Source organism: bacterium, from assembly GCA_004299235.1.
In the GTDB taxonomy this organism is placed as follows: Bacteria; Chloroflexota; Dormibacteria; order Dormibacterales; family Dormibacteraceae; genus SCQL01.
Genome location: SCQL01000009.1, coordinates 118,395 through 130,562, shown reverse-complemented (window position 1 = coordinate 130,562; position 12,168 = coordinate 118,395). Strand labels below are relative to the sequence as shown.

At 68.6% G+C, this 12,168-nt stretch carries 13 protein-coding genes; 12 read left to right on the top strand and 1 reads right to left on the bottom strand.

The window, feature by feature from the left end; translation table 11 throughout:
- The first annotated feature begins 19 nt into the window (after positions 1–19).
- Positions 20–1,783: a threonine--tRNA ligase gene (thrS, locus tag EPN29_03315; GenBank protein ID TAN34405.1), complete on the top strand. Its 1,764-nt coding sequence runs from the start codon at positions 20–22 to the stop codon at positions 1,781–1,783.
- Positions 1,784–1,814: 31 nt separating this feature from the next.
- Here thrS and EPN29_03310 read toward each other — a convergent pair whose 3' ends face one another.
- On the bottom strand, positions 1,815–2,756 hold the full coding sequence (locus EPN29_03310; GenBank protein TAN34404.1) for a hypothetical protein: 942 nt from the start codon (positions 2,754–2,756) through the stop codon (positions 1,815–1,817).
- 422 nt (positions 2,757–3,178) lie between these two features.
- On the opposite strand from EPN29_03310, the gene EPN29_03305 reads away from it, so the two are divergent.
- Genes EPN29_03305 through ruvA form a run of 11 tightly spaced genes read left to right on the top strand, consistent with a single transcriptional unit; the run spans position 3,179 to position 12,156 of the window.
- Positions 3,179–3,724, top strand: a complete 546-nt coding sequence (locus tag EPN29_03305; GenBank protein ID TAN34403.1) for a translation initiation factor IF-3 — start codon at positions 3,179–3,181, stop codon at positions 3,722–3,724.
- On the top strand, positions 3,717–3,911 hold the full coding sequence (locus EPN29_03300; protein TAN34402.1) for a 50S ribosomal protein L35: 195 nt from the start codon (positions 3,717–3,719) through the stop codon (positions 3,909–3,911). Before EPN29_03305 ends, EPN29_03300 begins: the two co-directional genes overlap by 8 nt.
- A gap of 2 nt (positions 3,912–3,913) precedes the next feature.
- Positions 3,914–4,267 (top strand): 50S ribosomal protein L20, encoded by a 354-nt coding sequence (locus EPN29_03295; protein ID TAN34401.1) that lies wholly within the window; start codon positions 3,914–3,916, stop codon positions 4,265–4,267.
- Entirely contained in the window at positions 4,077–5,000 is a 924-nt protein-coding gene (locus EPN29_03290; protein ID TAN34400.1) for a hypothetical protein, read from the top strand. Before EPN29_03295 ends, EPN29_03290 begins: the two co-directional genes overlap by 191 nt.
- Positions 4,997–6,019, top strand: coding sequence for a phenylalanine--tRNA ligase subunit alpha (locus EPN29_03285; protein TAN34399.1), 1,023 nt, complete (start codon positions 4,997–4,999; stop codon positions 6,017–6,019). Before EPN29_03290 ends, EPN29_03285 begins: the two co-directional genes overlap by 4 nt.
- On the top strand, positions 5,905–8,403 hold the full coding sequence (locus EPN29_03280; GenBank protein TAN34398.1) for a phenylalanine--tRNA ligase subunit beta: 2,499 nt from the start codon (positions 5,905–5,907) through the stop codon (positions 8,401–8,403). The genes EPN29_03285 and EPN29_03280 overlap by 115 nt, the downstream gene beginning before the upstream one ends.
- Positions 8,400–8,954, top strand: coding sequence for a CvpA family protein (locus EPN29_03275; GenBank protein ID TAN34397.1), 555 nt, complete (start codon positions 8,400–8,402; stop codon positions 8,952–8,954). Before EPN29_03280 ends, EPN29_03275 begins: the two co-directional genes overlap by 4 nt.
- Before the next feature lie 4 nt (positions 8,955–8,958).
- Positions 8,959–10,119, top strand: coding sequence for a tyrosine--tRNA ligase (locus EPN29_03270; GenBank protein TAN34396.1), 1,161 nt, complete (start codon positions 8,959–8,961; stop codon positions 10,117–10,119).
- 34 nt (positions 10,120–10,153) lie between these two features.
- Entirely contained in the window at positions 10,154–10,909 is a 756-nt protein-coding gene (locus tag EPN29_03265) for a YebC/PmpR family DNA-binding transcriptional regulator (protein TAN34395.1), read from the top strand.
- Positions 10,910–11,557, top strand: coding sequence for a crossover junction endodeoxyribonuclease RuvC (locus tag EPN29_03260; GenBank protein TAN34394.1), 648 nt, complete (start codon positions 10,910–10,912; stop codon positions 11,555–11,557). It abuts the gene before it with no gap.
- Positions 11,485–12,156 carry a Holliday junction branch migration protein RuvA gene (ruvA, locus tag EPN29_03255; protein ID TAN34393.1) on the top strand — a complete coding sequence of 224 codons (672 nt, stop codon included), beginning with the start codon at positions 11,485–11,487 and terminating at the stop codon, positions 12,154–12,156. The genes EPN29_03260 and ruvA overlap by 73 nt, the downstream gene beginning before the upstream one ends.
- Positions 12,157–12,168 lie beyond the last annotated feature (12 nt).

Here is a 12,168-nt window from a genome sequence, read left to right as displayed (position 1 = left end):
CCATATACTGGACGACCCTATGGCCGAGTATGGCGACCACGAGTCGAGCGAAGATCCGCTGCACGTGCTGCGGCACTCGGCCGCGCACCTGCTCGCCGCCGCGGTGGTGGAGCTGCACCCGGATGTCAAGTACGGCATCGGACCACCGGTGCAGGATGGTTTCTACTACGACTTCGATTTCGGCACGCCGATCTCCGAGTCAGAGCTGAAGGCAATCGAATCGCGCATGCGGCGCATCGCCCAGGCGGACCAGCCGTTCGTCCAGGAGACGTGGTCGCGTGAGCAGGCGATGGAGGTGTTCCGCAAGCGAGGCCAGGGCTACAAGCTCGAGCTGATCGAGGACAAGGTCGCGGGGGACGCCGTCAGCGTGTATCGCACGGGCGACTTTGTCGACCTCTGCCGCGGTCCGCACGTCAGCTCGACCCGAGATCTGAAGGCGTTCAAGCTGCTGCGGGTCGCCGGCGCCTACTGGCGCGGCGACGAGAAGAAGCCGCAACTGACCCGCATCTACGGCACCGCCTGGCCGACCCAGAAGGAGCTCGACGACTACCTCAAGTTCCTCGAGGAGGCGGAGAAGCGGGACCACAAGAAGCTGGGCCGGGAGTTGAAGCTCTTCGCCCTCGACGAGCGGGTGGGCGCCGGCCAGGTGATCTGGCTGCCCGACGGCGCCACCATCCGGCGGGAGCTTGAGCGCTGGATCGTCGACGAGGAGCTGAGGCGGGGCTACCGGCACGTGATCACACCCCACGTCGCCAAGCTGGATCTTTACCGCACCAGCGGGCACTGGGAACTGTTCCACGACACCATGTTTCCGCCGATGCGGTTCGAGGACGGAGAGGAGCTCGAGCTCCGGCCCATGAACTGCCCGCATCACATCCTGGTGTACGGCCACGACCTCCACAGCTATCGCGACCTGCCGCTCCGCATCGCCGAGCTGGGACAGAACTACCGGCTGGAGAAGTCGGGCGAGCTGATGGGCATGGTACGGGTGCGCTCCTTCAACCTCAACGACGCGCACATCTTCTGCACTCCCGACCAGGTCGTCGAGGAGGTGCGCGGGGCCATCCAGCTCGCCAACCACTTCATGGGCGTGCTCGGCGTCGAGAACTACTGGTACCGGCTCTCGCTGCGTGACAACGTCAAGACGAAGTGGGCGGGCAGCGACGTCGAGTGGGAGAGCGCGGAGGCGATGTTGAGGGAGGCGCTCGAGAGCCTGAACCTCCCCTACAAGGTTGGGGTCGGCGAGGCGGCGTTCTACGGACCGAAGATCGACTTCCAGGTCCAGGACGCGATGCGCCGGGAATTCACCAACAACACCGTGCAGGTGGACTACCAGCTGCCCAAGAAGTTCGGCCTGGAGTACGTCGCCGAGGACGGCTCGCGCCAGCGGCCGGTGATGATCCACCGCGGTGCGTTCGGCGCGTTCGAGCGCATGACCGCGTACCTGATCGAGCAGTACGCCGGGGCCTTCCCGACCTGGCTGCACCCGGTCCAGGTGATCATCATCCCCATCACTGACGCACAGCGTGATTACGCGGAGGACGTGGCGGCTCGCCTGCGATCGCTGCGGCTCCGCGTCGAGGTCGACGATCGATCGGAGCGCATGCAGCGCAAGATCCGCGACGCGCAGGCGCGCAAGGTGCCTTACATGGCGATCGTCGGCGCCCGAGAGGCGGAGACCCGGCACGTCAACATCCGCGACCGCTCTGGCCACCAGGTCGACTCGTCACTGGACTCCTTTGCCGGCATGGTCGCCACCGAGGTGGCCGAGCGCAGGCGCTAGCGGGCGAGCGAAGGGCGCGTCGGTCGGAGAGCTAGAGTCCGCCCGGGAGGCGGCCGCCGCACTGGCCCTGCGCGGCCACGGGCACCACCCCGCCGGTGGTGACGTTGCCCACACGAGGCTGGTGCTGTGCGTCGCCGCCCGAGAAGACGTGCGTGTCGTCGATCCAGCCGCAGGCCTGGAGCCCGGCCAGGGTCCGATTCGACTCCTGGATGGTCGTGTCTGCGCCACCGACCAGCGCCACCTGGTCGCCGTTCGGGGAGATGTACGCGAAGGCCGGCCCTGGAATCGCGAAGGCGCGTGTGGTGGTCGCGGTCCAGTTGACGACGTCGGCCTGGGCGTCGGTCTCGCAGACGGCGCCGGCCGCCGACGGCGGTCCGGCGATCTTGCAGGTCGGGCTGCCCAGGGTGAAGCGGCGCACGGCGGTCGCGGGATCGATCACGTGCAGCTCCTGCGGCCCACAGCAGAACGGGCCGCCGCCCTGGGTGCAGGCCGGGACCTTGGCGACCACGAGGTTGTTGGTGCCGTGCCAGCCAGCCGGCCACAGGGTGTACACACCGGACTCGCTGAAGATGTCGACGTGATGGCCGCCACCCCTCAGGTCTTCGACGTAGAGCCTGGTCGACGCGCCGCTCGACGTGTAGTCGTTCACCACCACCGCGATGCGCGAGTCATTCGGGCTGACGGCGAACATGCTTCGACGGGCGGCGCCCGCGGGCACCGTGGTGGCGCGGCCGGTGTCGCCGCCGGGGGCGAGGAAGCGCACGGCACCCTGGGCGTCCAGGAAGTACGCGCGGGAGTTGCTGGTGCTGACCGGCAAAGGCAGGACCGCGGCGGCCGCGTCGCCGCAGCTGACGGTGGCGGGGCTGCTCGCCTGGGCGCTGGCCACGACCTTGCCGTCGACGCCGACCAGGCTGACCGTGTAGAGGTCCTGCCCGTCGGCCGGGCTCACGAGCACACCGAACGCCGCGGTCACGGGCGCGGGCGAGCCGGAGCCTGATTGGGCGGGAGACGGCGAGCCCTGCGGGGAGGCTGAGGTCACGGCCGCCGCATCCCCCGCCCCGCCCGGGCGGCCGCCGCAGGCGCCGAGGCAAATGGATGCGAGCGCCAGCCCGGCGAGCCATGCCCTCTCCCCCCGGGGAGAGGTCCGGTGAGACGAGATCACGACATTTGCAACGGCACTTTGCGCAGCAGGTTACGTTTCCGGTACCATCCTCCATCTGAAGCAGGGCGCCGACCCTCACCCCCAGGGCAGCCGAAGGGGTACGCGCATCGCGCACGTGAGAGACGGACCGCATCTGCTGTCCGTTTTTTGTTTGAGGGGCGCCCTGAGCGCCTGGTTTTATTTAGCGGTTTGGAGGAATAGCACGACCCTGAGTTTGGCCGAGGTAACGTCTCATCTCGTTTAAGGAGCTAAGGGTCAACGATCAGATCCGCAGCTCCGAAGTGCGGCTGATCGATGACCAGAATAACCAGCTGGGAGTGCTCTCCCTCGACGCCGCTCTGCGCATCGCAAGCGAGAAAGGACTCGACCTCGTCGAGGTGGCGCCGCAAGCGAGCCCGCCCGTCTGCCGTCTGATGGACTACGGACGCTACAAGTTCGAGACCATCAAGCGAGAGAAGGACCAGCGCCGCAAGCAGAACGTCATCAAGCTGAAGGAGATGAAGCTGCGCCCCAAGGTGGCGGAGCACGATTTCCAGACCAAGTTCAAGGGTTTGAAGCAGTTCCTCGAAGCCGGTGAGAAGGTGAAGGTGACGATCATGTTCAGAGGTCGCGAGATGGTCCATCAGGACATCGGGAGGAGGATTCTCGACCGGGTGGCCGACGACGCGCGCGCATTCGCGGTCGTCGAGCGCCAGCCTTTGCTCGAGGGCAAGAACCTGTTCATGATCCTGGCGCCAAGCCGGCAGGGCGTCGCCAAGGAGCCGGTCGCCAGTGCCTAAGATCAAGACCCAGAAGGGCCTCGCCAAGCGGATCCGGGTGACTCGGAACGGCAAGCTCGTGCGCGCCAGCGCGTGGAAGAGCCACCTCCTCCAGCACAAGTCGGCCAAGCGCAAGCGCAATTACGAGAACGATCAACCGGTGGCCAAGGCGGACCGCAAGACCGTCCGCCGCGCGCTCGGAGTTTAGACATGGCACGAATCAAGCGCGGAGTCCCGGCCCACAGACGCCACAAGGCGATCCTCGATCGCGCCAAGGGCTTCCGCCTCTCGAAGAAGCTGCTGTTCCGCCCGGCCAACGAGGCGGTCCTGCACGCCCTCGCCTACGCGTATCGGGACCGGAGGCGCCGCAAGCGTGAGATGCGGCAGCTCTGGATCGCGCGCATCAACGCCGCCTCGCGACAGTCGGGGCTGCCTTACAACAAGCTCATGCACGGCCTTCGCCAGGCCGGAGTGGAGATCGACCGCAAGGTGCTGGCTGACCTGGCCGTGCGCGACAGCGGTTCCTTTGCTCGGCTGGTGGAGGTTGCGAAAAACTCCCTCTGAGCAGCTGATCTTCAGCCCGGAGAACGAGATCGTGCGCAGGTTGCGGCGGCTCGCCCGCCGGCGCGAGCCAGGCATCGCCCTCCTGGAAGGTCCGCGCGTGGTCGCGGAGGCCGAAGCGGCCGGACTGACGCTGGAGCTGCTCGTGGTGCGGGAGGGCGATGAATGCCGTGCCGCCGCCGCGAAGCGGGTGACGCTGAGCCGCGGGCTCTTTCGCGACCTCAGCCAGACGGTCACGCCGCAGGGCGTGATTGCGATCGCGAGGGTGCGTGAGTCGAAGCCGAGCGAGGCCATCGCCGCGGCCCGTGAGCGGCGCTGGCCGCTGGTGGTCCTCGACCGGGTGCAGGACCCGGGCAATGTCGGCGCCATCTGCCGCACGGCGGCCGCCGCGGGCGCGCCGGCGCTGGCGGTGCTCGAGGGCTCGGCCGACCCCTACGGCGCCAAGGCGGTCCGCGCCTCGGCGGGCAACGTGTTCCGGCTGGCGGTGGCGCATGCGTCCTGGAGCGACCTGGCGGGCCTGGACGGCTACGGGGCCGCCGCCTCCGGAGGAGCACCGCTGGCCGAGACGCCGATCGAGAATGCGGGCATGATCGTGCTCGGCAGCGAGACGCATGGGCTGTCGCGGTCCGATCTCAAGCTGGTCACGGTGCACCTGAGCGAAGGCGTCGAGTCGCTCAACGTGGCGGCGGCGGCGGCCCTCATCCTCTTCGAAGTGCGGCGGCGGCGCGTCGCATGAACGATCCGGCAGCGCTCGGCGGCGCAGCGCTCACGGCGATCGCGAAAGCGGAGACTGATGCCGAGCTGGAGGCCATCGCGGTCGAGTATCTGGGGCGCAAGGGCGGGCGGCTCAGCGGCTTGCTGTCCGGCATCGGCAAGCTGGCGCCGGCCGAGCGCGCCGCTCTCGGCCAGGCGGCCAACGAGGCCAAACGTGCGATCGAAGCCGGGCTGGCGGCGAGGCGGGCGGAGCTGGAAGCCGGCCGCCTGGCGGACCTCGCCGAGACCGAGGCGGTCGATGTCACATTCCCAGGGCCGCCTCTTGGCCGCGGCCACATCCACGTCCTCACCCAGGTGCGGCGGCAGATCGAGACCGTCCTCGAGAGCCTTGGCTACCAGGTCGAGCAGGGTCCCGAGGTGGAGACCGAGTGGTTCAACTTCGAAGCCCTCAACATCTCCGCCGGCCACCCGGCGCGTGAGAACTGGGATTCGTTTTATTTCAGCCCTGAACTGCTCCTGCGCGCCCACACGTCGCCGGTGCAGATCCGGGCGATGCAGCGCATCAAGGAGCCGCCGATCTACATCATCACGCCGGGCAGGTGCTACCGCCGCGACGCGCCCGAGGCGACGCGGCTGCCGTACTTCAGCCAGGTCGAAGGCCTCGCGGTCGACAGGGGCCTGACGGTCGGCGACATGAAGGGCACGCTGCTGTTCATGATCCAGTCGCTGTACGGCCAGGAGCGCAAGGTGCGCGTGCGGCCGAGTTACTTCCCCTTCACCGAGCCGAGCTTCGAGTTCGACGTGTCGTGCGGCATCTGCGGCGGCATGGGCTGCAGGAGCTGCCGCCACAAGGGCTGGCTCGAGGTCGGCGGCTGCGGCATGGTGCACCCGCAGGTGCTGCGCAACGGCGGCGTCGACCCCGAGCATTGGAACGGCTACGCGTGGGGCTTCGGCATCGAGCGTATGGCGATGCTCAAGCACGACGTCGACGACATCCGCCTCTTCTACGAATCCGACCTCCGCTTCCTGGAGCAGTTCTAGTGAGGATCAGCTACGAATGGCTGAGCGACTTCGTCGACCTCGAAGGCATCACGCCCAAGGAGGCGGCCGAGGTGCTCACGCGCCTGGGCGTCGAGGTCGAGTCGCTCACGGTCACCGACCTGTCCCAGATCGTGGTGGGGAGGATCCTGGAGCAGATCCCGCACCCGAAGTCGCGTCATCCGCTGTGGGTGCACCAGGTCGACCTGGGCGGCCGCGTCGAGCAGATCATCGCCGGCGCGCCCAACGCGGTCGCGGGCTCGCTGGTGCCGGTGGCGCTGCCTGGGACCACGGTGCCGAACGGGACGCTCGTCAAGGACATGAGCATCGCGGGCTACAGAGCGAGCGGCATGCTCTGCTCGGCCGCCGAGCTGCTCCTCGGCGACGATCACTCCGGCATCCTCATCCTCGAGCGCGGCACGCCCGGCGATTCGCTCACGTCGGTGATCCCCAACCAGGCGATCCTGGAAGCGGAGGTCACCTCCAACCGTCCCGACTGCATGGGTCACCTCGGGGTGGCGCGGGAGCTCGCCGCCGGCCTCGACCGGCGGCTGAAGCGTGACTTCATGCCGGCGTTCACGGGCACCGCCCAGCCGCCGGGCCGCGACCTGGTCAAGGTCGGCATCGACGACCCTGACCGGTGCAGCCGCTACATCGGCGGCGTCGTCACGGGAGTCAGGGTGGGGCCGAGCCCGGACTGGCTGCAGCGCCGTTTGCGGGCCTGTGGCGTGCGACCGATCAACAACATCGTCGACATCACCAACTACGTGCTGCTCGAGTACGGGCAGCCGCTGCACGCTTTCGACCTGGCGAAGCTGGCGGGGCCCGAGATTCACGTGCGCCACGCCCAGCCCGGGGAAAAGCTCCTGTGCCTCGACGGCGTCGTCCGGGACCTGACCGCCGACATGCTGGTCATCGCCGACGCCGAGAGGCCGGTCGCCATCGCCGGCGTCATCGGCGGCCAGGAGACCGCGGTGACGCTGGCGACGACGGACGTGCTGGTCGAGTCGGCCACTTTCAGCGGGCCCAGCGTCCGGCAGACCGCGCGGACGGTCGGGCTTCGCACCGAGGCCTCGGCCCGCTTCGAGAAGGGCCTGCCGCCCGAGCTCGCGCTGGCCGGCGCCCGGCGCGCCGCCTCTCTCGTCGCGGAGCTCGCGGGTGGCAGCGTGCATCGCGAATGGGCCGACGTCTATCCAAGACCGCAGGAGCCGGTGCGCATCAATCTGCGGCCCGCCCTCATCGATGAGGTCCTGGGCGTGCACGTGCCGCTCGAGGAAGCCGAGGCCATCCTCAACCGCCTCCACTTTCACGTGCGCGTGCTCGGCGACGGCCGATGGGACGTCCTGCCGCCGGTCTTCCGGCTCGACGTGAGCATCCCTGAGGACCTGGTGGAGGAGGTGGGCCGCGTTTACGGTTACGACCGGGTGCCGCCGACGCTGCCCGGCCGCAGGCACGAGAGCTGGACTCCATCCGTGCCGAGCGTCGACCGGCGTCTCGACCCGGCACGAGAGGTCCTGGCGGGCGCCGGGTTCACCGAGACCTGGAATCCCGCGCTCGTCTCGGGCCGCGAGCTGGAGCGCCTGCGCGTTGCCGCCTACGCCCTGCGCATCTCCAACGCGCTCAGCGATGACATGGACACGCTGCGTACGACGCTCCTCCCATCGCTGGTGAATGCGGTGGCGCTGAATCGCGACCGCGGCCGCGCCGGCGTCCGCGTGTATGAGATGGCGACCGCCTTCCTCGCGCGGGTCGGCGAGAAGAACACCCAACCCGAAGAGCCGCTCCGGCTCGCGGCGGTGGCGAGCGCGGGCGCGACGTCTGATTCCGGACGCGATGCCTTCTACGCCTTGAAGTCGGTGCTCGATGCGTGCCTCAGCTCGCTTGGCGCCCCCGCCTGCACCTACGATCGCGCCGCGGCGGAGCTCTTTCATCCCGGCCGGTGCGCCGCCATCGTCATCGACGGTCGCCTGCTCGGCTACCTCGGGGAATTGCATCCGACCGTGGGCGCCGGCGCCAAGGTCGAAGGCCGGTTCGTGGCCTTCGAGATCGACGTCGAACCGGTCCTCACGGCGTCGCGCATCCCGCGGGCGCGGCCGCTGCCCCGCTTCCCGGGGGTGGAGCGCGACCTGGCTGTCGTGGTTGAGGGGCACGTCCACGCGGGCGCTCTTCTGGCGGCCGTCGAGGCAGCCGGGGGCGACCTCCTGGAGGCGGCCCGCGCGTTCGACGAGTATCACGGCGCGCAGGTTCCGGAGGGGCACAAGAGCATCGCCTTCACCTTGACTTTCCGCAGCCCCGAGCGCACCCTGACGGACGCCGAAGTGGACAAGGTGATGGCGGAGATCAGGTTCGGACTGGAGAAACGGCACCGGGCAAGGTTCAGAGAGTGAACTGGCTCGACCTGCTGCCCATCGTCCTCATCGTCGGCTACGGGGTCGGTGGCTTCTTTTCCGGCGTGGTTCGGCGGGCCATCGGGCTCGTCGTCCTGTACCTGGCGTTTCTTGGGGCGACCAACATGGGCCTGCAGGCGGGTGGGATCCTGCAGCAGTCGTCGAACCTCGAGACTCCCGACGCCCGGATCTTCGGCTTCTTCGGCATTGTGGTCGCGGTCCTGGTCATCGTCGAGGGCGCGACCCAGCTCGCCCACAGCCAGATTCAGATTCCAGCCCTCGTCCTGAACCGCACGCTTGGAGTCATCATCGGTGTGCTCACCGCGGTTTTCCTTTCCGTCCTGGCCGTGTACGAGCTCGAGGCGGCCGCCAATCCGTTCGGCGGCGCGCAGCTCGATCAGACACAGCAGCGGATCCGCGACACGGTCAACGAGTCACGCTTCGCCGTGACCGCCGTCAACAAGATCGACAAGCCGGTGATCAGCCTCTTCCAGCCGGTCCTGCCGGGAGACCCGCAGATCTACTTCGGGCCCGGCCCGGTCAACCCGTAACCGCTTGACGACTGAGCTCTTCCAGCGCCTGCGTGAGCGGGCGGTGGAGATCCATATCGAGGAGCACCTGAGCCAGCGGCTCGCCCGTGGCGAGAAGTTGCGCGTCAAGCTCGGCCTCGACCCGACCGCGCCCGACCTTCACGTCGGCCACCTCGTCGTCCTCGACACGCTGCGCGCGTTCCAGGACGACGGGCACACCGTCGTCCTGATCGTCGGCGACTACACGGCGATGATCGGGGACCCGAGCGGACGCTCTGAAACCCGCCCGATGCTGACTCGCGAGCAGGTCGACGCCAACGCGCGCACCTACTTCGACCAGATCTTCCTGGTCCTGGATCGCGAGACCACCGAGGTGCATGGCAACGCCGAATGGCTGGGGGAGATGGCCGCCGCCGACGTGCTGCGCCTGCTCGGCAAGGCGACCCTGCAGCAGGTGCTGCAGCGGGAGGACTTCGCCGATCGGCTCAAGGCCGGCGTGGCCATCGGCGCCCACGAGATCCTGTACCCCTTCAACCAGGCATACGACTCGGTCGCGGTGCGCGCCGACATCGAGATCGGTGGCACCGACCAGCTGTTCAATCTGCTCTTCGGGCGTGAGATCCAGAAGGCCTACGGCCAGGAACCGCAGGACGTCGCCGTCTTCCCCCTGCTCGAAGGGCTCGATGGCGCGCTCAAGATGGGAAAGTCGCTCGGCAACTACATCGGCCTGACGGAGCTTCCGGAGCAGATCTACGGCAAGACGATGTCGATCCCCGACCGGCTGACCGAGAAGTACGTCCGGCTCGTCTCCGGCTGGGCGACCCGCCAGCAGGCTGACGTGCTGGCGATGAAGCCGCGGGACGCCAAGGCGGCGCTGGCGCGGCGCCTCGTGAGCCGGCTGTATGGAGAGGAGGCCGCGGCGCGCGCCGAGGATGACTTCGAGGTCAGGTTCCGCAAGCGCGAGGCGCCGGAGGAGATGGACGAGCGGGTCGTGAACGCGCCCGACGACCTGGTCTCGACGCTGGTCGAGGTCGGCTTCGCGAAGAGCCGCGGCGACGCGCGGCGCCTGATCGATCAGGGAGGCGTGCGGATCAACGGCGAGAAGGCCGCTGCCGGCGCGGGGCTGCGGGACGGCGATGCGCTCCAGGCCGGAAAGAGAAATTTCGTTCGAATTCGGCTGCGATAAAATCATCGAAAGCATGTTCGGAGGGAACTGATCGATGTCAGGGCATTCGAAATGGGCCGGCATCAAGCACAAGAAGGCCATCGTCGACGCCAAGCGAGGCCAGGCGTTCACCCGCGCGAGCCGCGAGGTCACGATCGCGGCCAAGGAGGGGGGCGGCAACCCTGACGGCAACTTCCGGTTGCGCCTCGCCATCCAGAAGGCGCGCGAGATCAACATGCCGGCCGACCGCATTCAGAACGCGATCAAGCGGGGGACGGGGGAGCTCGCGGGCGAGAGGCTGGAGGAGGTCCGCTATGAGGGCTACGGCCCGGCCGGCGTGGCCATCATGGTCGACGCCTTCACGGACAACCGCAACCGCACGTCCGCTTCCATCCGGCACCGGTTCGCCAAGCACGGCGGCAACCTCGGAGAGACGAACTCGGTGGGCTGGATGTTCGAGCGCAAGGGAGTGATCACGGCGGGCGCCGGCAAGAACGACGCGGAAGAGGTCGGCCTGGCCGCCATCGAAGCTGGCGCTGACGACGTGCAGGTCGACGGCGGGTCGATCGAGGTCACCACGCCGCCCGCGGCCTTCGAAAAGGTCAAAGCGGCGATCGAGGCGCTCGGAGTCTCGATCGACAACGCGGAGATCACCATGCAGGCCAAGCAGACGGTGCCCGTCGGTGAGGACAGGGCCGTCGCGGTGCTCAGGCTGATGGAGTCACTGGAAGAAGACGACGACGTCCAGCAGGTTTACGCCAACTTCGACATCTCAGTCGACGTCCTGGAACGGGTTTCCGCTCAGGTATGAATGAAATCAGGTGAAGGGCCGCAACCAGACCGGATCGACTCCGGCCGTCCCCCCAGCGAGCGGTTCCCGGCGACTCCCGGTCGCGGCGATGAGAAGCCCCAGGCAGGGGCCCGCGGAGCAGGAACGCGGTTCGCCTCCAGGCGTTTGATCCTGGGAATCGACCCCGGGCTCGCCGGCACCGGCTTCGCGCTGCTATCCGAACCCAACCTGGTGCTCGCCTGCAGCACGGTGGTCACCCGCCCCGGCCGCGACGGCGCGCGCCTGCTGACGATCACCCGCCACCTCCGCGGCCTGCTCGACGAGCACCCGCCCGCGGCAGCCTCGCTCGAGGAGCTGTTCATGGGCCGCAATACCACGAGCGCGATCGGGGTCGCACAGGCGCGCGGCGCGATCCTCGCCGTGCTCGAGGAGCGCGGCGTCCCGGTCTTCGAGTACAAGCCGAGCCAGGTGAAGGTGATCCTCACCGGTTACGGCAATGCGGACAAGGCTCAGATCAAGCGCATGCTCAGCGCCCAGGTCAACGTGCCGGAGGGACGGATCGACGACCACGCGCGGGACGCCATCGCGATCGCGCTCTGTCACGCGCGCAGCCGCCGTTTCTCAGGGGCCAGCGTCGCGCCGGACGCGCGCCGGGCCGGCGCCTCGTGATCGCGCACCTCCGGGGAGCGGTGCTCCGGGTCGGCGCGGACTTGGTCGTCCTGGACGTCGGCGGCGTCGGCTACCTGGTGAGCGTTGCGGCCGGGACACGCCAGTCGCTGCCCCCGCCAGGCGGCGAGGTCGGGCTCCACATCCACACCCAGGTCCGGGAGGACCAGCTCGCCCTCTACGGCTTCGCGACGGTCGAGGAGCTGGATCTCTTCGAGCTGCTCATCCAGGTCGACGGGGTCGGCCCGCGCGTCGGGCTCAACATCCTGAGCGCGGCGAGCCTGGAGGTCCTGAAGCGTGCGATCGTCAGCGAGGATCCCACCCCGATCCGGCGCGCCAGCGGCGTCGGGCCTCGCACCGCGGCGAAGGTGATCATCGAGCTCAAGCCGCGGCTCGACGCCGTGGCGGAGATGGACGCCGTGCCGCGAGCGGCCGCGGCGGCAGGCGATGGCGCGGTGCCGAAGGCGGTCGAGTCCGCGCTCCGGAACCTGGGCTTCTCAGCCCAGGAGTCGCGGGCCGGCCTCGAGTCGGTGGACTGGAAGACGGCACCATCCACGCAAGAGGCGCTCGCGGTCGCGCTCAAGGCGCTGGGACGCAAGTGACGGGAAAAGCCG